This window comes from Pseudomonas syringae group sp. J248-6, from assembly GCF_032586995.1.
Taxonomy (GTDB): Bacteria; Pseudomonadota; Gammaproteobacteria; order Pseudomonadales; family Pseudomonadaceae; genus Aquipseudomonas; species Aquipseudomonas amygdali.
Map to the genome: position 1 here is coordinate 354,553 of NZ_JAWHOP010000003.1, position 22,449 is coordinate 377,001.

The following is a 22,449-nucleotide window of genomic DNA, read 5'->3' on the forward strand; positions in this document are numbered from 1 at the left end:
CCTTACCCTCTCGCCTGAACACTGTCGGCCAGAATCGCCAACACCAGTTGTTGAAAATCCAGACCTGCAGCACGCGCAGCCATAGGCACCAGACTGTGATCGGTCATGCCGGGCACGGTGTTAACTTCAAGTAACCAGAACTTGCCTTGTGCGTCCTGCATAACATCCGTGCGCGCCCACCCTGCGATGCCGATGGCGTCGCAAGCGCGTGCTGCAAGTTGTTTGAGTTCCTGTTCCTGCGCATCGCCAAGCCCGCAAGGGATCCGGTACTGAGTATCGGACGCCAGGTACTTGGCATCGTAATCATAAAAACTGTGAGGAGTGCCCAGGCCAATGGGAGGCAACACCTGGCCACACAGAGACGCCACAGTAAACTCAGGTCCCTGAATCCACTGTTCGACTAATACTTGCGAATCGTAGGTACTGGCGGCTTTCCAGGCGGCGATCAATTCATCGACGCTGTTCACCTTTGCCATACCGATACTTGAACCTTCATGGGCCGGTTTGACGATCAAAGGGAAGCCCAGTTCCGTCGCTGCGCAAATACAATCGCTCTCGTTTTCAAGAACGGCATGCAAGGGCGTCGCAAGGCCGAGACTCTGCCAGACCTGCTTGGTGCGCAACTTGTCCATCGCCAGCGCGGAAGCCAGTACACCACTGCCGGTATAAGGGATTTCCAGGCATTCCAGCAGGCCTTGCATAGTGCCGTCTTCGCCGCCTCGCCCGTGTAGAACAATGAAGGCACGGTCGATCTTTTCGCTGACCAGTCGCTGCAGGAAGTCATCGCCCACATCGATGCCGAACGCGTCCACGCCAGCATCGAGCAACGCCTTGAGCACCGCATTACCGGAGTTCAGGGAAACTGCCCGTTCAGCACTCTTGCCACCGAAGAGCACGGCGACACGGCCGAAGCTTTTCGGCTCGAGCGTCGAGCGCAGGGAAGACTGGGCGACGGCTGTCATTTCAGCTTCCCTTCGGTGGGGGCCACTTTAGCGCCAGCGAACAGCGGGCTTTTCAGCAGTTGTGGCGCGAGACCGCCGATGTCGCCAGCGCCTTGGCACAGGAGAATGTCGCCAGCGCGCAGCAGCGGCTTGACCAGCGGCGCCAGCTCGACGCCGCGCTCGATGTAGATAGGGTCCAGCTGACCGCGCTGACGAATGCTGTGGCACAGGTTGCGGCTGTCGGCGCCGGGAATCGGTTCTTCACCCGCCGGGTAGACTTCCATCAGCAGCAACACATTGGCGTCCGCCAGAACCTGTACGAAATCGTCGTACAAGTCACGGGTGCGGCTGAAGCGGTGCGGCTGGTAGACCATCACCAGACGACGATCCGGCCAGCCACCACGTACGGCGCTGATCACAGCAGCCACTTCGCGCGGATGGTGACCATAGTCATCGACCAGCATCACGTTACCGCCTTCGACCGGCAACTCGCCGTACACCTGGAAGCGACGACCGACGCCCTGGAACCCCGAAAGGCCCTGCACGATCGCCTCATCGCTGACACCTTCGTCGGTGGCAATAGCGATGGTCGCCAGCGAGTTGAGTACGTTGTGATTGCCGGGCATGTTCACCGACATATCCAGCGGCTCGCGGTCGCGGCGCAGTACGGTAAAGAATGTCAGCATGCCGTCCTGACGCACGTTGATTGCACGTATGTCGGCAGACTCGCTGAAGCCGTAGGTCAGCGTCGGGCGCTTGACCTGCGGGAGAATTTCACGCACTACCGGATCGTCGATGCACATGACCGCCAGGCCATAGAACGGCAGGTTATGCAGGAACTCGACAAAGGTCTTCTTCAGTTTATTGAAGTCGCCTTCGTAGGTCGCCATGTGATCGGCGTCGATATTGGTGACTACCGCAACCAGGGGCTGAAGGTGCAGGAAGCTGGCATCGCTTTCATCGGCTTCAGCGATCAGGTAACGGCTGGTGCCCAGCTGGGCGTTGGTGCCCGCGGCGTTCAAACGGCCACCAATCACAAAGGTCGGGTCCAGGCCACCAGCAGCGAACACCGAAGCGATCAGGCTGGTGGTGGTGGTCTTGCCGTGCGTACCGGCGACAGCGATGCCGTGGCGATAGCGCATCAGTTCGGCGAGCATCTCGGCACGGGGCACGACTGGAATACGGCGTTCCAGCGCGGTGGCGACTTCCGGGTTGGAAGTATTCACAGCGCTGGACACCACCAGTACGTCGGCACCCACGGTGTTCTCGGCGCGATGGCCAACAAAGATCTGCGCGCCGAACGATTCCAGACGCTCGGTCACGGCCGAGCCTTTGAGGTCGGAGCCCGAGACTTCGTAGCCCAGGTTCAACAACACTTCGGCAATCCCGCACATACCGACGCCGCCGATACCGACGAAGTGGATGCGACGGATACGGCGCATTTCAGGTTGCGGCATGGCGCGTTGATTCTCAACCATGAGCCACCTCCACGCAGACGTTGACGACGGTGTTGGTTGCATCAGGCTTGGCCAGGCTACGTGCTGTGCGGGCCATGCTGTTCAATTGTTCGGGTTGCATCAAAACCTCTTTCAGGCGTGCTGCCATCTCGGCGGCGCCAGTTGTCGCTTGCGGCATGACGAAGGCTGCGCCTTCGCGAGCCAGATAGTCAGCGTTACGTGACTGATGGTCATCAATCGCGTGGGGCAGCGGTATCAGCAACGACGGCAGACCTGCGGCGGCCAGTTCGCTGATGGTCAATGCGCCTGCGCGGCAGACCACCAGATCGGCCCAGCTATAGGCTTGGGCCATGTTCTGGATGAATGGCGCAACCTGCGCCTCGACGCCCACGTTGCGATAACGCTCGGCGGTGACTGCGTCGTGATTCTTGCCCGACTGATGAAACACTTCGGGCTGGATGTCCTGAGGCAACCGGGCCAGCGCCTCGGGCAGCAATTTGTTCAATGGCTCCGCGCCCAGACTGCCGCCCAGTACCAGCAGACGCGCCTTGCGCCCGGCCAGCGTCTGACGCGGTGTTTCCAGAAACAGCTCGACACGCACCGGATTGCCGGTGGTGCGGCGTTTGGACGAGGCCGCAAAGGTGTTCGGGAACGCCTCGCACACGCGGCTGGCGAACGACGCCAGGCTGCGATTGGCTGTACCGGCAACGGCGTTCTGCTCGTGAATGATCAACGGTACGCCTGCCAGCTTCGCCGCCAGACCACCAGGGCCGGTGACATAGCCACCGAAGCCAACCACGCAGACCGGCTTCACCTGACGGACAACCTTGCGCGCCTGCATCAGGGCCTTGAGCAACATGAACGGCGCCTTGAGCAGCGACAGCCGGCCTTTGCCACGCAGCCCGGTGACATTGATCAGGTGCAGCGTCAAACCGGCCTGCGGGACCAGTTCGTTTTCGATTCCGCGTGGCGTGCCCAGCCAGTGGACCTTGTAGCCACGTGCCTGAAACTCGCGTGCACAAGCCAGCGCCGGGAATACATGCCCGCCGGTGCCGCCAGCCATGATCAGCACATTAGCGTCCATGGGGCGTCTCCTCGGCGAAGTCGCTTTCCTTGAACTCGGCTTCTTCACTGCCCATGTTGTTGCGCGATTCCCACTCGATGCGCAGCAGCAGGCCAAGACTCGCGCAGCAGATCACCAGCGAGCTGCCGCCGTAGCTGAGGAATGGCAGAGTCAGACCCTTGGTCGGCAGCAGACCAACGTTCACACCGATGTTGATCAGGAACTGACCGATCCACAGGAACGAAAGACCGTAGGCCACGTAGGCCCCGAAGAACTGCTTGGCGCGCTCGGCCCACATGCCGATGTACATACCGCGAATACTGACAAACAGAAACAGTGCGACGGTGATCAGCGAACCCACCACGCCCAGCTCTTCTGCAAGCACCGAGAACACGAAGTCGGTGTGCGCTTCCGGCAGATAGAACTGCTTCTGCACGCTGTTGCCCAGCCCGACGCCGAACCACTCGCCACGACCGAAGGCGATCAGCGCCTGGGTCAATTGATAACCGGAACCGAACTGGTCAGCCCACGGGTCGGTAAAGTTGGTCAGACGCGCCATCCGGTAGGGCTGGGCCTGGACCAGCACCACCACAGAAGCGACCGCCAGCACCACCATCAGCGAGAAGCGGAACAGGCCGACACCGCCGAGAAACAGCATGGCTGCCGCCGAGCCCATCATTACCACGGTCGCACCGAAGTCAGGTTCCATGAGCAGCAGCCCGGCCATCGGCAGCAGCACGATGAACGGCTTGAAAAAGCCCATCCAGCTTTCGCGAACTTCCTGCTGCTGACGGATCAGGTAGCCGGCAAGGAAGATCACCACGAATACCTTGGCGATTTCCGACGGCTGCACGTTGAACGCGCCGAAACCGATCCAGCGCATCGAACCGTTCACCTCGCGCCCGATTCCCGGCACCAGTACCAGCAGCAACAAGCCGAACGCGCCGAGCAGCATCATCCAGCCCAGACGTTGCCAGGTGGCGACCGGGATCATCATGGTCACGCCACAAGCACCCAGGCCGATCAACAGATAAACCAGGTGGCGGGTCATCATGTACAGCGTGTTGCCCGACTGAACTGCAGCAACTTCCGACGAGGCGGAAGTAATCATTACCAGCCCAAGGCCCAGCAACGCCAGACAGCCGACCAGCATCGGGAAGTCGAGGTCAATGCCGCGCCCGCTGATCAGTGGCGATGGATAAGGCTTGATCACACCGAAGATCATGACAAGCACTCCACTGCCTGCGCGAACACACGTCCGCGCTCTTCATAATTCTTGAACATGTCCAGGCTGGCGCATGCAGGCGAAAGCAATACCGCATCGCCCCGCTGCGCCAGCTTTGCACTGTGCTCGACAGCAGCCTGGACGGTGTCGACACGCACCAGAGGAACGGCATCACCCAATGCCTGGGCAATCAGCTCGGCGTCGCGGCCCAGTAACACCGCAGCGCGGCAATGCTCAGCGACTGGCGCACGCAATGCGCTGAAGTCAGCGCCTTTGCCATCGCCACCAGCGATCAGTACCAGCTTGCCGTCGATATCCGAACCCAGACCTTCGATGGCAGCCAGTGCGGCACCGACGTTGGTGGCCTTGGAGTCGTTGTAGTAATGAACGCCGTCATGCTCACGCAGCCACTGGCAGCGATGCTCCAGGCCGGTGAATTCGCGCAGGCTTGCAAGCATCGCATCGAACGGCAGGCCAACCGCATGCCCAAGCGCCAATGCAGCAAGGGCGTTGGCCTGATTGTGAGCACCACGAACTTTCAGCTCACGTACCGGCATCAGGTTTTCAAACTGGAACGCCAGGTATTTTTCGCCGTTTTCTTCACGCAGACCAAAGCCGTGGAAATCAGGCTTGTTGAGACCGAACGTCCAGCAAGGCAGGCCTTCACCAATCAGCGGACGGGACAGGGCATCCTGACGATTGACCACCACTTGCCGCGCGCCACGGAAAATCCGGTGCTTGGCCAGGTGGTAAGCCGGCAGGCCGCTGTAGCGGTCCATATGGTCTTCGCTGATGTTCAGCACGGTTGCCACTTCAGCATTGAGCTGGTCGGTGGTTTCGAGCTGAAAGCTGGACAGCTCCATTACGTACAGTTCGACATCGTCGCTGAGCAGGTCCAGCGCCGGAGTACCGAGGTTGCCCCCGACCGCAACGCGTTTGCCTGCAGCGACGGCCATTTCACCCACCAGCGTTGTCACCGTGCTTTTCGCATTCGAACCGGTGATGGCGATGACCGGCGCCTTCGCGTAACGCGCGAACAGCTCGATGTCGCCGGACAGCTTGACGCCACGCGCGTGCGCCTGCTGCAGGGCCGGGGTGGCCAGCGCCAGACCGGGGCTGACATACAACTCGTCGGCACGGCAGAGGAAATCCACGTCCAGCTCGCCACAACGCACTTCCACCTGCGGATAGTCACGACGCAAGGTCGCCAGCTCAGGAGGATTCTCCCGCGTGTCGGCCACGGCAAAGGACACGCCCCGGTTCGCCAGGAAGCGAACCAGGGACATGCCACTTTTGCCAAGCCCCACAACAATGCGGAAGCGGTCGGAGACGATCAGGGACACTCGTTCTACCTCAGTTTCAGTGTGGCAAGGCCAATGAGCACCAGAATCACGGTGATGATCCAGAAACGGACGATCACGCGTGGCTCGGGCCAGCCTTTGAGTTCAAAGTGATGGTGAATCGGCGCCATGCGGAACACGCGGCGACCGGTGAGTTTGAAAGACGCAACCTGAATGACCACTGAAAGGGTTTCCATCACGAACACGCCGCCCATGATGAACAGGACAATTTCCTGACGCACGATCACGGCCATGGTGCCGAGTGCAGCGCCCAGCGCCAGCGCACCGACGTCGCCCATGAATACCTGCGCCGGATAGGTGTTGAACCAGAGAAACCCGAGCCCCGCGCCAATCAGCGCACCAGAGAAGACAATCAGCTCGCCGGCCCCCGGTACGTAGGGAATCAGCAGGTATTCAGCAAACTTCACGTTACCCGACAGGTAGCAGAAGATGCCCAGCGCACCGCCCACCATCACCGTCGGCATGATCGCCAGACCGTCCAGGCCGTCAGTCAGGTTGACTGCGTTGCTGGAGCCGACGATCACGAAATAGGTCAGCACGATGAAACCGATACCCAACGGGATGCGCACATCCTTGAGCATCGGCACGATCAGCGTGGTTTCGGTAGCCGACGGTGCAGTCGTATAAAGGAAGATCGCTGCACAGAGGCCGAATACCGACTGCCAGAAATACTTCCAGCGGCTCGGCAGGCCACGCGAGTTCTTTTCGATCACTTTGCGGTAGTCATCGACCCAGCCGATGGCCCCGAACAGCAGTGTCACCAGCAACACAACCCAAACGTAACGATTGCTCAGGTCAGCCCACAACAGCGTACTGATACCGATGGACGAGAGGATCAGCGCGCCGCCCATGGTCGGCGTACCCGATTTGGACAAGTGCGACTGCGGACCGTCGTTGCGGACCGACTGGCCGATCTGGCGCATCTGCAAGGTGCGGATCATCCACGGGCCCAGGCACAGCGACAGCGTCAGTGCAGTGAGCACGCCAAGGATCCCGCGCAAGGACAGGTACTGAAAGACCGCGAAGCCTTTGTAGAACTGTTGTAAAAACTCGGCCAACAGCAGCAGCATTAATGTTTCTCCAGGCTAGAACCGCACAAGGCAGCCACGACGTTTTCCATCGCAGCGCTACGCGAGCCCTTGATCAATAAAGTGGTATTAGGGTCCTGCTCGGCGCCCAGCGCCGCGATCAGCTCTGCCTGACTGGCAAAGTGGTAAGCATGTTCACCAAAGGCGCTGACGGCATGAGTCATCAACGGGCCGACGGCATACAGCGCCGAGACCTTGCCAGCGGCATAGGCCCCTACGTCGCGATGGCCTTGTTCGGCCCACTCGCCCAGCTCGCCAATATCGCCCAGCACCAGCACGGTACGACCGGTAAAACCGGTAAGGATGTCGACGGCCGCGTTGATCGAGGCAGGGTTGGCGTTGTAGGTGTCATCAATGACGCGCGTGCCGTTGCTGGCGATTTGCGCAACCGCACGGCCCTTGACCGGCTGCACGTTGTTCAGGCCCGCAACAATACCTTCCAGCGTCACGCCCAGAGCGCAGGCTGCAGCCGCAGCTGCCAAAGCGTTGGCCACGTTGTGCGCGCCCAACAGATTCAACTGAACCTGGGCGACGCCGAGCGGGCTGTTCATGGTGAAGCCCGGGCAGCCGCGGGCATCACGACTGAGTTCACTGGCGTGCAGATCCGCCGCAGGGTCAGCCAGTGCGAAGGTCAGAATGTTGCGATTGCCGGCACGCTTGCGCCAGACAGGGAACGCCTTGTCTTCCAGATTCAGCACCGCAGTGCCGCTGGCATCAAGACCTTCCAGAATCTCGCCCTTGGCTTCGACAATTTTGTCCGGCCCGCCAAACTCGCCGACATGGGCGGTTCCGGCGTTGGTAATGATGGCAACGTGTGGCTTGGTCAGGCTCACGGTGAAGGCAATTTCGCCCACCCGCGATGCGCCCAGCTCGATGACCGCCGCACTGTGCTCTGGAGCCAGCTCCAGTAACGTCAATGGCACGCCCAGCTCGTTGTTCAGATTGCCACGAGTGGCCAGCACAGGTCCGCGCGTACGCAGGATGCTCGCGAGCATTTCCTTGACCGTGGTCTTGCCGCTGGAACCGGTCATCGCTGCAACCGGCTTGTCGATGAACGCATTGCGGTTCATTGCGCCCAGTTGCGCGAGCGCCTTGCGGGTATCGAGCACGACCAGTTGCGGCAGGCTTGCGCCCTGCACTTCGCGCTCGACCAAAGCACCTACCGCACCTTTGGCAGCCACCTGCTCAAGGTACTCATGGCCGTCGAAGCGCGGTCCGGTCAGGGCCACAAACAGCTGGCCCGGCTCGATGCCACGGCTGTCAGTGCTCACGCCGTCAAAGCTGCAGTCGCCAGCGACCAGACGGGCGTCAAGTGGCACGACCAGTTCGCTGAATGTCATTGGCTTAATCATTCGCAGGCCCCCATGCAGCAAGCGCCTTGGAAGCTTCTTGCAGGTCAGAGAACGGATGGCGCTGACCGTCGATTTCCTGATAGTCCTCGTGCCCTTTACCGGCCAGCACCACGACATCATCGGCACTGGCGCTGGCAATCAGCTCGGCAATGGCCTGGCCGCGACCTTCGATGAAGCGCACCTTGTCGACAGCAGTGAAGCCAGGGCGAATATCGTCAAAAATACTGGCTGGCGATTCGGAGCGCGGGTTGTCGTCGGTGACCCACGCACCGTCGGCCAGGCGTTCGACCACTTCAGCCATCAGCGGACGCTTGCCGCGATCACGATCACCGCCGCAGCCGAACAGGCACAGCAGGCGGCCTTTGGCGTGCGGGCGCAGTGCTTCGAGGACTTTTTCCAGCGCATCCGGAGTATGCGCGTAATCGACAACCACCAGCGGCTTGTCGGCACCACCCAGACGCTGCATGCGCCCGACCGGACCTTCGAGTTTCGGCAGCACCTTGAGAATTTCGTCCAGCGCGTAATCCAGGCCCAGCAAAGCACCGACCGCAGCCAGCACGTTGCTCAGGTTGAAGCGCCCCAGCAGGCTGCTGCGCAGGAAATGCTCGCCCTGAGGCGTGACCAGCGTAGCGCGCACGCCATCGTCATCGAATTTCGCATCGCGGCAATACAGGTAGGCCGAGCTGTCCAGCTGGCTGTAGGTGATCAACCGCGACTCTTGCTTGATACCGGCCAGTTCACGACCGAAAGCATCATCCAGGTTGATTACCCGGCATTTCAGGTTGGACCATGCAAACAGCTTGGCCTTGGCGGCAGCGTACGCTTCCATGGTGCCGTGATAATCCAGGTGATCACGGGACAGATTGGTCAGCACCGCCACATCAAACGCCAGCGCCGTCGCCCGCCCTTGATCCAGCCCATGAGACGAAACTTCCATCGCCACTGCACGCGCCCCGGACTTTTTCAGATCGGTCAGCGTCGCCTGAACGGCAATCGGGTCAGGCGTGGTATGACGGCCGCTTTGCAATGCGCCGTAGAAGCCTGTGCCCAGTGTGCCGACAATGCCGCAATGCTGACCCAGTGCATCAAGCGCCTGCGCAACCAGCTGGGTGACGCTGGTCTTGCCGTTGGTGCCGGTAACACCGACCAGATTCAGACTGCGGCTCGGGTCGCCGTAGAAGCGGCCGGCAATATCGGACAACTGCGCGGCGAGCCCCTTGACCGGGATCAGCGGCACGTCGGTGATCGGCAGAACGGTCGAGCCTTCGACTTCGTACGCCACAGCCGCAGCGCCACGCTTGAGCGCGTCGGCAATATGTGCACGGCCATCGACCTTGATACCCGGTATGGCTAGAAACAGATCACCCGGACGGACATTGCGGCTGTCGAGAGTCAACTCGCGAATCAGCGCATCGCGATCGGTGTGAGCGAAAATCTTGCTCAGATTAAAGGCCATCAACCACGCCCTCCTTTGGCTGCCGGTGCTGCATTGACTTGTTCCGGTGGGGCAAGGTTGTCAGGAGTGACGTTCATCAGACGCAACGTACCGGACATGACTTTGCTGAATACCGGAGCCGAAACCAGACCACCGTAGTAACCGCCCTTGCTCGGCTCATCGATGACCACGACGATGGCATAACGCGGGTTACTCATCGGGCCGAAACCGGCGAACAGGGAGCGATAGGAGTTCTCCGCATAGCCCTTGGTGCCGATCGACGTCTTACGCGCCGTACCGCTCTTGCCGCCGACGTGATAGGACGGCACACGGGCGCGATAAACGCCGCGCGGGTCTTCGATAACCTGCTGCAACATACCCTGCAGAGTCTTGGCGGTTTTCTCGGGAATAGCCTGGGTCGATTCCGGCTCTTTATCCGTTTTCAAAATGGTCAGTGGCACGATGCGGCCGTTATTGGCCAGCGCGCCATAGGCGTGTACCAGCTGCAAAGCGGTGACTGACAGACCGTAGCCATAGGACAGCGTGGCGGTTTCAGCCTTGCGCCATTCGCGGTAGTTGGGCAGGTTGCCGACGCGCTCGCCAGGGAAGCCGAGGCCGGTGTACTGACCAAAACCAACGCGTTGCATGGCACGGAAGATCGCTTCGCCGCCCACATCGAACGCGACCTTGCTCATGCCGACGTTACTGGAGTTGATCAGGATGCCGGTCAGATCGAGGATCGGGCCCTCGGTCTTGGTCACGTCACGAATAGTGTATTTGCCGATCTGCAGGGTGCCTGGATAGACCTCGACCTTGTCGGTAGGCTTCCAGCGGCCACTGTCCAGCGCTGCGGTCATGGAGATCGGCTTCATGGTCGAACCAGGTTCGAACACGTCAATGATGGCCCGGTTGCGCATGGCAGCAGGCACCATGGTGCGGCGATTGTTCGGGTTGTAGGTCGGCTGATTGACCATCGCCAGAACTTCACCGGTCTTGACGTCCATGATCACCATACTGCCTGCCTTGGCCTCGTTTTCCACGATGGCGTTGCGCAGCTCACGGGTTGCCAGGTATTGCAGGCGCAGGTCAATAGACAAAGCCAAGGTCTTTCCGGCCTTGGCATTCTTGGTCACCTGAACATCCTTGATCAGTCGGCCGCGCCGGTCCTTGATGACCTGACGCTTGCCGGGCACTCCCGCAAGCCAGTCGTCATATGCCAGCTCGACACCTTCGCGACCGTGGTCATCAAGGTCGGTAAAACCAACCATGTGCGCGGTAACATCCCCTGCCGGGTAGAAACGGCGGAACTCTTCGATGCCGTAAACGCCAGGGACTTTCAGATCCAGCGCTGCCTGACCCTGCTCCGGCGTCATGCCACGAACGAGGTAGATGAATTCCTTGGTGGATTGCGATTCCAGGCGATCAGTCAACGCTTTCAGATCCTGCCCGGTAGCCGCTGCGAGCATCGGCCACTTGGACTTGTCCTGCTGCATTTCGCGCGGGTTGGCCCACAGCGTCGTCACCGGAGTACTGACGGCAAGCGGCTCGCCATTGCGGTCGGTGATCAGGCCACGGTGAGCCGGAATCGGGATATGCCGCAGGCTGCGGGCATCGCCCTGCTCCTTGAGAAAGGTGTGGTCGATAACCTGCAGGTCAACGATGCGCCAGCAAATGGCGAGCACGAGGGACACCAGCAGCCCCACGACCACGCGAAAACGCCACGGATAAAGCGCGCCTTCAAGTTTCATCATGGCGCCACCATCCGCACTTCGGCAGCGCTTGGAATGCGCATTTTCAGCTGTTCGGTGGCCAGATTCTCGATGCGGCTATGTGCAGTCCAGGTGCTCTGCTCAAGAATCAGCCGGCCCCACTCTGCCTGCGCCTTGTCGCGCACGCTCATTTCCGAATACAGCGAGTTGAGCAGTTGACGATTCCAATGTGCGCTATAGGAAACGCCAATCGCTGAAATCAGGACAGCAATGAACAGCAGCAGCATAATGAAGCTGCCGCCGGGCAAAGGCTTCAGAAACAGACGGCTCACCTGAGCTTCTCCGCTACACGCATGACAGCACTGCGCGAACGCGGGTTGGCTTTGGTTTCGGTATCCGAGGCGAATTGAGCCTTACCGTGAATTTTGATTTTCGGTTCAAACGGCTTGAACTGGATCGGCAGATTGCGTGGCATGTTGTCGGCTTCGCCCTTGGCGAGCTTGCGCATGAACAGCTTGACGATGCGGTCTTCCAGCGAGTGAAAACTGATGACGACGAGGCGACCACCAACTTCAAGGGCATCCAGCGCGGCTTCGAGACCGGCTTCCAGATCGCCCAGCTCGTTGTTCACGTGAATACGCAGGCCCTGAAAGGCACGCGTTGCAGGATTCTTGCCCTTTTCCCAGGCAGGGTTGGCGACCTTGAGCACTTCTGCCAGATCAGCAGTACGCTCGAAAGGCTGGACTTCACGGCGCGCGACGACCGCATTGGCCATGCGTTTGGCAAATCGCTCTTCGCCGTATTCCTTGAATACGCGGGCAATTTCTTCAGCGGGCGCAGTCGCAATGAACTCGGCAGCGCTCACGCCACGGGTTGGGTCCATACGCATGTCCAGCGGGCCGTCGTTCATGAAGCTGAAACCGCGCTCGGGGTCATCCAGCTGCGGGGACGACACGCCCAGATCCAGCAAAATGCCACTGACCTTGCCCGCCAAACCGCGTTCCTGAGCCTCGGATCCCAATTCGGCAAAGCTGCGCTGCACAATGACAAAGCGGCCGTCTTCGGCCGCTAGCGCTTGCCCTGTGGCAATCGCTTGAGGGTCCTTGTCGAACCCCAGAAGCCGACCATCAGGACCAAGCTGGCTCAATATCAGACGACTATGCCCGCCACGTCCGAACGTGCCGTCCAGATAGCAGCCATCGGCACGCACCGCGAGAGCCTCCACGGCTTCTTCAAGCAGCACGGTGATGTGGGTAAAGCCGCTGTTCATAGTCACAGGATCAAATCACGTAATTCGTCGGGCATAGCGCCAGGTTTTTGAATGGCAGCCAGGTCAGCATCAGCAAGAGCATTCCAGGCGTCCTCGTCCCACAGTTGAAACTTGTTGAGTTGGCCCACCAGCATTACGCGCTTATCCAGCCTGGCGTATTCGCGCAAGCGTGGCGGCACCAGAAAACGCCCGCTGCCATCGAGTTCCAGATCGACAGCATTACCAATCAAAAGCCTTTGCAGACGACGGTTCTCTTCACGAAACGTCGCCAGATCACGAAGTTTTGCCTCTATCAGCTCCCATTCGGAAAGCGGATACAGGCAAAGACAGGGATCAACGGCATCAATGGTCACGATAAGTTGCCCGGCACTACGCGAATCCAACTCGTCACGGTACCGGCTCGGCATAGCGAGACGGCCCTTGGCATCGAGATTGATCGCGTTGGCACCACGGAACACAGGCGCATTCTCCGAATATTAGCTTTTTGCGCTGAAAAAACCCACTTCGTGCCACTTTCTGCCACTTGTGCACACTATAGGAACGCGCCCACCACACCGTCAAGGCACGGTCTTAAGGAAAACCCTTACATTTCGGAGATTTAGGAGAGGTATTGGGTATAAAAGGGTAATTTTACGAAGGCTCTGACAGATAAATCCCACATCACTCAAATCGTTGCGATTCAAAGTTAATGTGATTTATGAGCTGTAAGATTTTTTTGGTATTACGAGAGGGTTTTGCTGCTTGAAACGAAGGGTTGGAAAAAGGTGGAGAGTCGATCTGTAAGCCGGGTTCTGTCGAGAACAGTCATTCCTCTACGACGGCCATCACTGGACGTCTTTAGCAACCTACCCGGTTCCAGCGCGGGCCACGCCTAGGAACCCTATTTGGTCTTGCTCCGAGTGGGGTTTACCTTGCCACGAACTGTTACCAGACGTGCGGTGCGCTCTTACCGCACCTTTTCACCCTTACCGGCACCGAAGTGCTTAGGCGGTTATTTTCTGTGGCACTTTCCGTAGGCTCACGCCTCCCAGGCGTTACCTGGCACTCCGCCCTATGGAGCCCGGACTTTCCTCCCCCCCCTGTTGCGGAACAACAAGAGGCAGCGACTGTCCAATCGACTCTCCGCCGCCAAGGTTAGCGGCACATGCCTTCAAGAACAAGCTTTAATAGCACGTGGGGTGCGCTTGTCCCCGTTATCCACCCCTTTTGAAGGCAACCCATCATTCCTTCTGTTTCTCCAGCGCCACCTGATAAAGCAGGTTCTTGCGCACGCCGGTTATTTCGGCTGCCAAGGCTGCGGCGCGCTTGAGAGGCATCTCCGCAAGCAGTAAATCCAGTATGCGGCGCGCCTCCTCACCAATGACATCCTCGTCCTCGGGCGGTGTCCAGCCGGCTATCAGCACAACGCATTCGCCACGCTGCTGATTACTGTCGGCCTCGACAAAAGCCCGCAGCTCACCCAAAGGCAGACCCTTGAGCGTTTCAAAAGTTTTGGTTATTTCACGTGCCAGCAAGGCCTGACGGTCGGCACCAAAGACTTGCTCCATGTCTTGCAGACACTCAAGAATCCGGTGCGGAGCTTCATAATAAATAAGCGTGCGCGGCTCTTCCTTTACTCGCTCGAGTTTTGCCTTGCGCCCTGCTGCCTTGGCAGGAAGAAAGCCCTCGAAAATGAATCGGTCCGAAGGCAGCCCGGCCGCAGAAAGAGCGGCAATCAGGGCACAAGCGCCCGGCACAGGGACAACCGGCACACCCGCAGCACGCGCCTGGCGCACCAGGTGATAACCGGGATCAGAGATCAGCGGCGTGCCTGCGTCGGAAATCAGCGCCACATCGTCGCCAGCCAGCAGACGCGTTATGAACCGACTACCCTCATCACGTTCGTTATGCTCGTGACAGGCGGCCAGCGGAGTGGATATCCCGAAGTGCTGCATCAGCCGTGCAGAATGGCGCGTGTCTTCAGCCGCAATCAGCGCGACCTCACGCAACACCTTCAATGCCCGCACGCTCATGTCGTCCAGATTGCCGATAGGAGTCGCCACTACATAAAGCGAGCCCGGAGTGGAATTCGAAACAACCGGAACAGTCAAAACGCAAACCTCACAGGTTAAAGCTGATACTTGGAAAGAATGCATTGTACAGGCTGAAGCACGGCCGAGCGGTTCGCGCATCAGGGATGCCGATAAAAAAGGAATAAATACATGATCAAGGCCGGACACAACACAACGCAGCCCCCTCGAATTGAACGATTTGGCCGCCAGATGACCCTAACGCGACCAATATCACGGCTTTAAACACCTTCGACATCGCACCCCGGCCAGCGCTTGGGTACAATTCCCCGTTAATTCGCTCGAGTTTCAGGAACATACCAATGATCGCTTGTCTGCGGCTGCTCTCTGCCCTCTGCCTCGCTGCCCTTCTCGCAGCCTGTGCCAGCTCGCCCTCGTCCAGTCTTGGCGAGCTGCCTCGAACCCCTGACGCCAGCATCGAGCAGTTGCTTGATCAGGCCGCCACAGCCAAAACACCCGAGCAGGCTGCTACGCTGCGCTTGAGTGCGGCCGACCTGGCCGCCCGCCAGAATGACGCAGGACGCGCTGCGCAGATTCTCGGACAGGTGCAAATCGATCAACTCAAGCCTGGACTGCAGGTTTTCGCCAGCACATTGTCCGCAGAGCTGGCGATGGGCCGCAATCAGCCCAAGGCAGCACTGACCGCACTGAACCACCCGAGCATGCAACGCCTGGGCGAACTGTCGGTCGAGCAGCAGGTTCGCACCCACACGGTCAAGGCGCGCGCCCTGGAGGCCGATGGCCAGGCCCTGGCGGCCGTCAATGAGCGAGTATTCGCCGGCCCTCTGCTGCAAGGTGCAGAAGCCAGCGCCAACAATGATGCAATCTGGACGCTGGTGTCCGCTCTGCCGGCCGAGCAACTGCAAAGTACAGCCAGCGGCGATATGGGCGATTGGCTGAACCTGGCCCGCTCGATCAAAGGCGCAGGCACACTTGAGCAGCAACAGGCAGCCATCGACAACTGGAAAGCCCAGAACCCGAAACACCCTGCAGCACTGCAACTGCCTACCGCACTCGCCCAACTGCGCGCCCTGACCAGCGAGCCGATTACCAAAATCGCTCTGCTGCTGCCGCAGGATGGCCAGCTGGCCGCAGTTGCCAAAGCGTTGCGCGAAGGCTTCATGGCCGCGCACTTCCAGGCACAACAAGCAGGACAGAATCCACCCGCTATCCAGGTGTTCGACAGCTCGCGCGTTACCTCGATGGACGAGTTCTACCGTCAGGCTCAGGCCGCTGGCGTACAGCTGGTCGTCGGTCCGCTGGAAAAGAACCTCGTCAAACAGTTGAACAGCCGCCAGCAGCTCCCGATCACTACACTGGCGCTGAACTACAGCGACACCAGCAACGAAGGCCCCGCTCAGCTGTACCAGTTCGGCCTGGCTGCCGAAGACGAAGCCCGCGAAGTTGCACGTCGCGCCTGGGCCGATGGCAAGCGCAGCGCTGTAGCAATGGTGCCGAAAGGCGAATGGGGCGACCGCGTTCTGGATGCCTTCCGCAAGAGCTGGCAGGCCAAGGGCGGTACGCTGATCGCAGCCGAGCACGTCGACCAGCCTGTAGAACTGGCACAGCAGGTCGCCGATCTGTTCCAGTTGCGCAACAGCGAAGGTCGCGCCCAGCGTCTGCAGAGCACTGCCGGTACTCAGGTAGCCGCGCAGCCAAGCCGTCGCCAGGACATTGACTTCATGTTCCTCGCCGCCACGCCGCAACAGGCGCAGCAGATCAAGCCAACCATGGTTTTCCAGTACGCAGGCGATGTTCCGGTCTACGCCACCTCGCACCTATTCACCAACAGCAACGATCATGCGCAGTACATGGACCTCAACGGTGTGCGCTTCTGCGAGACGCCTTGGCTGCTGAACGCTGAAGACCCGCTGCGCCAGCAGGTGACCGCGCAATGGCCACAAGCTGCAGGCAGCCTTGGTCGCCTGTACGCAATGGGCATCGACGCCTACCGTCTGGCCCCACGCCTTGCGCAACTCAAGGCTATGCCTGACAGCCGCATCGATGGCCTGTCGGGTAGCCTGAGCATCAACCCTGGCCGTCGCGTCGAGCGTCAGTTGCCATGGGCGGAGTTCGTCGACGGCAAGATCCAGCGTCTGCCGGACACAGCGCCTTGATACCACGCAGCAGCCGCCAACAGGCAGGGCGCGAGGCTGAAGCCTTCGCCCTGCAGTTTTTGCAACAACAGGGGCTGCACCTGATTGAACAAAACTGGTTATGCAAACGCGGCGAGCTTGATCTAGTCATGCTTGACGGCGATACAGTAGTATTCGTCGAAGTTCGCTACCGGCGCCACTCAGGCTGGGGTGGAGCCATGGAAAGCGTTGATTTTCGCAAGCAGGCAAAACTTGTCACTGCCGCACAGCTTTTTCTGCAGCAAGCAACAGACTGGGCCAGTCACCCCTGTCGTTTCGACGTGATCGCCATTGAAGGCCAGCCTGGCAACACTGCACCGCTGAACTGGATCAAGAGTGCTTTTGACAGCTGACCTGCGCATGGGCACAGCAGCCCTGCCGTGTTAATGAACTGCAATAGCTTCTACGCTCATCGATTTCGCTATTTGTTTTGCCGGCTGCACACCTTGTGTGCCGGATAGCTCCCGGGAGAACCCGGCGCATCCGTCCCGCCGCCGTACGCTCTAATTAAGGTCACATTGATGGACATGCAATCCCGAATTCGCCGGCTGTTCCAGGCCAGCATCGAAACCAAGCAACAGTCGATGGAAGTCCTTGCACCCTATATCGAGCAAGCCAGTCAGGTCATGGTCAATGCCCTGCTCAACGAGGGCAAGATGCTCGCGTGCGGCAACGGCGGGTCGGCTGGCGATGCACAGCACTTCTCCTCGGAACTGCTCAACCGTTTCGAGCGCGAGCGGCCGAGCCTGCCAGCCATCGCCCTGACAACCGACAGCTCTACGATTACCTCGATTGCCAACGATTACAGCTACAACGAAATCTTTTCCAAGCAGATCCGCGCACTGGGCCAGCCAGGTGATGTGCTGCTGGCCATTTCCACCAGCGGTAACTCGGCAAATATTATTCAGGCCATCCAGGCCGCACATGATCGCGAAATGATTGTCGTAGCATTGACGGGACGCGACGGTGGCGGCATGGCTTCCCTGCTATTGCCCGAGGACGTGGAGATCCGCGTACCTGCCAATGTCACGGCACGCATACAAGAAGTCCATCTGCTGGCGATCCATTGCCTTTGCGATTTGATCGACAGCCAACTGTTCGGGAGTGAAGAATGACCCCTAATCGTCTCAGCCTACTGGTTCTGACACTGTGCCTCAGCATCACCGGATGCAGTTCGGTGATCACGGCCACTCGCGAAAAACCGATCGAAGACGATCGCGGCACCCGCACCTTCGGCAGCAAGATCGACGATTCACTGATCGAGACCAAGGCAGCCGTCAACATCTCCAAAGCCAACCCTGATCTCGCAGAAGGCTCACACATCGTTGTGACCAGCTTCAACGGCATCGTGCTGCTGGCTGGCCAGACACCCCGCGCCGACCTCAAGGCAATTGCCGAACAGGCCGCCAGCTCGGTCCAGCGCGTCAAGAAGGTCAACAACGAGCTGCAGGTCATGGCGCCCTCTTCGCTGCTGGCGCGTAACAACGATGCCTGGCTGACCACCAAGATCAAAAGCCAGATGATTGCCGACGCATCCATCCCCGGCTCACGCATCAAGGTGGTGACCGAGAACGGTATTGTGTTCCTGCTGGGCCTGGTGACCCAGGACGAAGCCAATCGCGCCACCAACCTGGTACAGGGCGTTTCCGGCGTGCAGAAGATCGTCAAACTGTTTGAGTACATCGACTGACGGGTAACCGGCAGGCGAAAAAAAAGGCGATCCGGAGATCGCCTTTTTTATTGCGCATTTTTTACTTCACGACCTTCAGACTCGGCCGGCCACTCGGGCGCGGTGGCTCGCTGTCGGGCGGGGTATCATCTTCGATCTCGATTTCCTCACCCTCATCCATGGAAGGCTCCAGATCGAAAACCATACCCTGACCGTTCTCACGGGCATAAATACCCAGGATGGCAGCTACAGGCACGTAAAGCGTATGCGGCACACCGCCGAAGCGGCCTTCGAAGCTGACAGCTTCGTTATCCATATGCAGATGACGCACCGCACTTGGCGAAACATTCAGGACAATCTGCCCGTCATTGGCAAACCCTTGCGGGACCTGCACCGAGGGGTAATCCGCATTGACCAGCACGTGCGGGGTGCAATCGTTATCGACGATCCACTCATAGAGAGCGCGAACAAGATAAGGGCGACTGGAGTTCATTAACGGCTCCTTAAGCCTTAGCGCATTTCACGTTCGGCAGCAGACAGACTCGTCTGAAAAGCCTCACGCGCAAATTGGCGCTCCATGTAATCAAGCAACGGCTTGGCAGGCCGTGGCAATTCAATACCCAAAATTGGCAAACGCCAGAGTATGGGGAGTAGACAGCAGTCAACAAGACTTAGCTCGTCGCTCATGAAAAAAGCTTTTTCCGCAAACAACGGTGAAACCCCGGTCAGACTTTCACGAAGCTCCTTGCGCGCCTGAACACGAGCAGGCTCTTTGCTGCGCGTATCGAGGATCAGGTCCACAAGACCACACCAGTCTCGCTGAATGCGATGGATCAGCAGACGGCTGTTGGCGCGAGCCACGGGATAGACAGGCAACAAGGGCGGATGCGGATAGCGCTCATCCAGGTATTCCATCACCACCGTCGACTCGTACAACGCCAGGTCACGATCAACGAGAGTCGGCAAGCTGCCATACGGATTTACTTCAATCAGCTGCGGCGGATGACGACCTGCCACAACCTCAATGATTTCGGCGCTGACACCCTTCTCGGCGAGCACAATACGCACACGATGAGAATAGTGGTCGGCGGGGTCGGAGTAGCAGGCCAACCGGTTGGTCACGCCCATGGCGATCCTCCTCGCTTGTTAAAATTTATCGGACAGACGAACGAACACGCCTTAAGGGCGCATCCGATAATGAACGCAACAGGACAGGTGTTCGTCGCGGGCCACAAGATAGCTCATTTACGCGATGTAAATTCTGTAATCTTCGCCGACAGGCTTATAAATCTCGCAATATCGACGTGACACGCCCAGCTTGAAAACACCTCAACCGCAAGAATCACGCCCATAAAAAAACGCCCAGCCCCGCGAGGGGATGGACGTTCTTTCTTTGAACGAAGAACGAATTAACGCTTCGAGTACTGCGGACGCTTACGCGCTTTACGCAGACCGACTTTCTTACGTTCAACTTCACGAGCATCGCGAGTCACGAAGCCTGCTTTACGCAGAGCGCCACGCAGAGTCTCGTCGTATTGCATCAGAGCGCGAGTGATACCGTGGCGGATTGCGCCAGCCTGACCACTTACACCGCCACCGATAACGGTGACGTAGATGTCGAACTTTTCAACTGTCTCGGTCAGTTCCAGCGGCTGACGAACTACCATGCGGGCAGTTTCGCGACCGAAGAAATTGTCCAGGGAGCGGTTGTTGATCGAGATGTTACCAGTACCCGGACGCAGGAAAACGCGAGCGGTTGCGGTCTTGCGACGGCCAGTGCCGTAATTTTGAGTCGCCGACATAATGAACTATTCCGTTAAAACTTCAGTTCTTGGGGCTGCTGAGCAGTATGAGGGTGTACAGCGCCCGCATAGACTTTCAGCTTACGATACATGTCGCGACCCAGCGGGTTCTTAGGCAGCATGCCTTTGACCGCGGTCTCGATCACGCGCTCAGGAGCTTTGGCGATCAGCTTTTCGAAGTTGATCGACTTGATCCCGCCCGGAAAACCGGAGTGTGAGTAGTAGATCTTGTCGGTGGTTTTGGCACCAGTAACGCGGATCTGCTCGGCATTGATCACGACGATGTAGTCGCCGGTATCAACGTGCGGAGTGTATTCCGGTTTGTGCTTGCCACGCAGACGGCTCGCGATTTCGGTGGCCAGACGACCCAGGGTCTGACCAGCAGCGTCGACGACGAACCAGTCGCGCTTAACTGTTTCCGGTTTAGCAGTAAAAGTTTTCATTCTTTATAGCCTCAGGGGCCGCCCTGAAAATTAGACGGCGGATCTTACTGAATAGTGCGTACTTTGACAAGTCAAAGGCAGCCGGAAACAGACGCTATCGGGGGCTCGGGTCAGCGCGTCCGTTATACGGCAAGATTCTTCGGCAGACGGCGCATCACTTCCACTGCAAAGAGCTGGCGGATTATACAGACTGTAAAAATAACCTCAACCGGATTTTTTGTTCACATTCTGTTTATTGCCTGCGGGGCGTGGATTGGCGGATATTTACCCGCTTAGCACAAAGCCATCATGCACACCTCTCGCAGAGATACTGGCATGAGGAGGCTGGACACACCTGACAAAAAATAAGACGATCCAGCCGTTGCTTGACCATTTACCCATATAAGAATAACGATTATGCCGATCCAACACGCCACTCTGCTGCGCCGCGTAAGCATTCTGACCACCGACAAGATGTTTGCCTCGACGGTCATGCAGGCCAAGGACTTCTTCCACCTGGCCAGCCTGCGCTACAGCAAACAACTGGGCCAGGGCCTGGTGCCCGCTTTCGAAACCCGCCTCGTCAGCCCGGACGGACTCTCCGTCAGCAGCTTCAGCGACGTCACACTGCCGGTCGACGGCGCGCTTTGCCAAAGCGACATCATCGTTATCCCGGCCTTTTGGGATGATTTTGAAACCCTGTGCGAACGCTACCCGCAGATTCTGCCCTGGCTGCGTGAGCAGCATGCCAACGGTGCCGTACTCTGCGCCGAGGCCACCGGGGTCTATTGGCTTGCCGAGGCAGGATTGCTCGACGGCAAGGAAGCGACTACCTACTGGCGCTTCTTCAGTGCATTTGCCGAACGCTACCCCAAGGTGCTGCTCAATCAGGAAAAGCACCTGACTGACGCCGATAACGTGTACTGCGCAGGGGGCACGACGTCAGCGTGCGACCTCTACATCTACCTGATCGAGCGGTTCTGCGGGGCCAACGTCGCCCAGGCCGTGGCCCGCGATATTCTTTACGAAGTGCGCCGCACCTACTCACCGGGCCGGATCGGCTTTGGCGGGCAGAAACTGCATCAGGACGTGGTCATCCTGCAGATTCAGCACTGGCTGGAAGAGCACTTTGCCGACAAGTTCCGCTTTGAAGATGTGGCCCGCGAGCACGGCATGAGCATTCGCAATTTCATGCGCCGCTTTCAGACCGCAACCGGCGACAAGCCGCTGCATTACCTGCAACGGCTGCGGATCGAAACGGCAAAGGGATTGCTGTCAGGGTCTCGCAAAAGCATCAAGACCATCAGCTACGAGGTGGGCTATGACGACGCCAGCTTCTTCGCCCGGCTGTTTCGCCAACACACCGAGCTGTCGCCCAACCAGTACCGGCAGCAGTTCGAGAGCCAAAAGGAAAAGCTGTGAGCTGCAAGCTGCGGCATGGGCGAGTTTCA

Annotated in this window: 22 protein-coding genes and 1 other RNA gene; 5 read left to right on the forward strand and 18 right to left on the reverse strand. The window is 59.0% G+C overall.

Annotated features, from left to right (window positions below):
• Positions 1-2 precede the first annotated feature (2 nt).
• From RYC17_RS05875 to rsmI, 14 genes are all read right to left on the reverse strand, one after another.
• The gene (locus tag RYC17_RS05875) at positions 3-962 is read right to left on the reverse strand and encodes a D-alanine--D-alanine ligase (protein ID WP_219170164.1); all 960 of its coding nucleotides are present in this window, start codon (positions 960-962) and stop codon (positions 3-5) included.
• On the reverse strand, positions 959-2,419 hold the full coding sequence (murC, locus tag RYC17_RS05880) for a UDP-N-acetylmuramate--L-alanine ligase (protein ID WP_316887728.1): 1,461 nt from the start codon (positions 2,417-2,419) through the stop codon (positions 959-961). Before murC ends, RYC17_RS05875 begins: the two co-directional genes overlap by 4 nt.
• The gene (gene murG / locus RYC17_RS05885) at positions 2,412-3,482 is read right to left on the reverse strand and encodes an undecaprenyldiphospho-muramoylpentapeptide beta-N-acetylglucosaminyltransferase (protein WP_316887726.1); all 1,071 of its coding nucleotides are present in this window, start codon (positions 3,480-3,482) and stop codon (positions 2,412-2,414) included. The genes murC and murG overlap by 8 nt, the downstream gene beginning before the upstream one ends.
• Positions 3,472-4,686, reverse strand: coding sequence for a putative lipid II flippase FtsW (ftsW, locus tag RYC17_RS05890; RefSeq protein ID WP_002555047.1), 1,215 nt, complete (start codon positions 4,684-4,686; stop codon positions 3,472-3,474). Before ftsW ends, murG begins: the two co-directional genes overlap by 11 nt.
• Positions 4,683-6,029 carry a UDP-N-acetylmuramoyl-L-alanine--D-glutamate ligase gene (gene murD / locus RYC17_RS05895; RefSeq protein WP_044323150.1) on the reverse strand — a complete coding sequence of 449 codons (1,347 nt, stop codon included), beginning with the start codon at positions 6,027-6,029 and terminating at the stop codon, positions 4,683-4,685. Before murD ends, ftsW begins: the two co-directional genes overlap by 4 nt.
• Positions 6,030-6,034: 5 nt before the next feature.
• On the reverse strand, positions 6,035-7,117 hold the full coding sequence (mraY, locus tag RYC17_RS05900; RefSeq protein ID WP_002555049.1) for a phospho-N-acetylmuramoyl-pentapeptide-transferase: 1,083 nt from the start codon (positions 7,115-7,117) through the stop codon (positions 6,035-6,037).
• Positions 7,117-8,487 carry a UDP-N-acetylmuramoyl-tripeptide--D-alanyl-D-alanine ligase gene (locus tag RYC17_RS05905; protein ID WP_316887723.1) on the reverse strand — a complete coding sequence of 457 codons (1,371 nt, stop codon included), beginning with the start codon at positions 8,485-8,487 and terminating at the stop codon, positions 7,117-7,119. The genes mraY and RYC17_RS05905 overlap by 1 nt, the downstream gene beginning before the upstream one ends.
• Positions 8,480-9,943, reverse strand: coding sequence for a UDP-N-acetylmuramoyl-L-alanyl-D-glutamate--2,6-diaminopimelate ligase (locus RYC17_RS05910; protein ID WP_316887721.1), 1,464 nt, complete (start codon positions 9,941-9,943; stop codon positions 8,480-8,482). Before RYC17_RS05910 ends, RYC17_RS05905 begins: the two co-directional genes overlap by 8 nt.
• The gene (locus tag RYC17_RS05915; RefSeq protein WP_004666184.1) at positions 9,943-11,670 is read right to left on the reverse strand and encodes a peptidoglycan D,D-transpeptidase FtsI family protein; all 1,728 of its coding nucleotides are present in this window, start codon (positions 11,668-11,670) and stop codon (positions 9,943-9,945) included. Before RYC17_RS05915 ends, RYC17_RS05910 begins: the two co-directional genes overlap by 1 nt.
• Positions 11,670-11,963, reverse strand: a complete 294-nt coding sequence (ftsL, locus tag RYC17_RS05920) for a cell division protein FtsL (protein ID WP_002555053.1) — start codon at positions 11,961-11,963, stop codon at positions 11,670-11,672. Before ftsL ends, RYC17_RS05915 begins: the two co-directional genes overlap by 1 nt.
• Entirely contained in the window at positions 11,960-12,901 is a 942-nt protein-coding gene (gene rsmH, locus RYC17_RS05925) for a 16S rRNA (cytosine(1402)-N(4))-methyltransferase RsmH (protein WP_002555054.1), read from the reverse strand. The genes ftsL and rsmH overlap by 4 nt, the downstream gene beginning before the upstream one ends.
• A gap of 2 nt (positions 12,902-12,903) precedes the next feature.
• A complete protein-coding gene (gene mraZ, locus RYC17_RS05930) occupies positions 12,904-13,359 on the reverse strand; it encodes a division/cell wall cluster transcriptional repressor MraZ (protein WP_002555055.1) in 456 nt (151 codons plus the stop codon).
• A 306-nt stretch (positions 13,360-13,665) separates the two neighbouring features.
• Positions 13,666-14,023, reverse strand: an RNA gene (gene rnpB / locus RYC17_RS05935) — RNase P RNA component class A.
• A 98-nt stretch (positions 14,024-14,121) separates the two neighbouring features.
• Positions 14,122-14,991: a 16S rRNA (cytidine(1402)-2'-O)-methyltransferase gene (rsmI, locus tag RYC17_RS05940; RefSeq protein WP_316887854.1), complete on the reverse strand. Its 870-nt coding sequence runs from the start codon at positions 14,989-14,991 to the stop codon at positions 14,122-14,124.
• A gap of 281 nt (positions 14,992-15,272) precedes the next feature.
• Between rsmI and RYC17_RS05945 the strand changes: the two genes are divergently transcribed.
• The 4 genes from RYC17_RS05945 to RYC17_RS05960 all read left to right on the forward strand — a co-directional run bounded on the left by RYC17_RS05945 (position 15,273) and on the right by RYC17_RS05960 (position 18,795).
• Positions 15,273-17,087, forward strand: a complete 1,815-nt coding sequence (locus tag RYC17_RS05945; RefSeq protein WP_316887719.1) for a penicillin-binding protein activator — start codon at positions 15,273-15,275, stop codon at positions 17,085-17,087.
• Positions 17,084-17,458: a YraN family protein gene (locus RYC17_RS05950; RefSeq protein ID WP_177342351.1), complete on the forward strand. Its 375-nt coding sequence runs from the start codon at positions 17,084-17,086 to the stop codon at positions 17,456-17,458. The genes RYC17_RS05945 and RYC17_RS05950 overlap by 4 nt, the downstream gene beginning before the upstream one ends.
• Positions 17,459-17,626: 168 nt before the next feature.
• On the forward strand, positions 17,627-18,220 hold the full coding sequence (locus RYC17_RS05955) for a phosphoheptose isomerase (protein WP_002555059.1): 594 nt from the start codon (positions 17,627-17,629) through the stop codon (positions 18,218-18,220).
• Positions 18,217-18,795, forward strand: a complete 579-nt coding sequence (locus tag RYC17_RS05960; protein WP_057403079.1) for a BON domain-containing protein — start codon at positions 18,217-18,219, stop codon at positions 18,793-18,795. Before RYC17_RS05955 ends, RYC17_RS05960 begins: the two co-directional genes overlap by 4 nt.
• 61 nt (positions 18,796-18,856) lie before the next feature.
• On the opposite strand, the gene RYC17_RS05965 is transcribed toward RYC17_RS05960, so the two are convergent.
• The 4 genes from RYC17_RS05965 to rplM all read right to left on the reverse strand — a co-directional run bounded on the left by RYC17_RS05965 (position 18,857) and on the right by rplM (position 21,019).
• Positions 18,857-19,267, reverse strand: a complete 411-nt coding sequence (locus RYC17_RS05965) for a ClpXP protease specificity-enhancing factor (RefSeq protein WP_004656546.1) — start codon at positions 19,265-19,267, stop codon at positions 18,857-18,859.
• A 17-nt stretch (positions 19,268-19,284) separates the two neighbouring features.
• Positions 19,285-19,902, reverse strand: a complete 618-nt coding sequence (locus RYC17_RS05970; RefSeq protein WP_044323144.1) for a glutathione S-transferase N-terminal domain-containing protein — start codon at positions 19,900-19,902, stop codon at positions 19,285-19,287.
• A gap of 281 nt (positions 19,903-20,183) precedes the next feature.
• Complete coding sequence (gene rpsI / locus RYC17_RS05975; protein WP_002555064.1) at positions 20,184-20,576, reverse strand: 30S ribosomal protein S9; 393 nt, start codon at positions 20,574-20,576, stop codon at positions 20,184-20,186.
• 14 nt (positions 20,577-20,590) lie between these two features.
• On the reverse strand, positions 20,591-21,019 hold the full coding sequence (gene rplM / locus RYC17_RS05980) for a 50S ribosomal protein L13 (RefSeq protein ID WP_002555065.1): 429 nt from the start codon (positions 21,017-21,019) through the stop codon (positions 20,591-20,593).
• Between the two features lie 495 nt (positions 21,020-21,514).
• On the opposite strand from rplM, the gene RYC17_RS05985 reads away from it, so the two are divergent.
• Positions 21,515-22,420 carry a GlxA family transcriptional regulator gene (locus RYC17_RS05985; protein WP_162839824.1) on the forward strand — a complete coding sequence of 302 codons (906 nt, stop codon included), beginning with the start codon at positions 21,515-21,517 and terminating at the stop codon, positions 22,418-22,420.
• Positions 22,421-22,449: the final 29 nt, after the last annotated feature.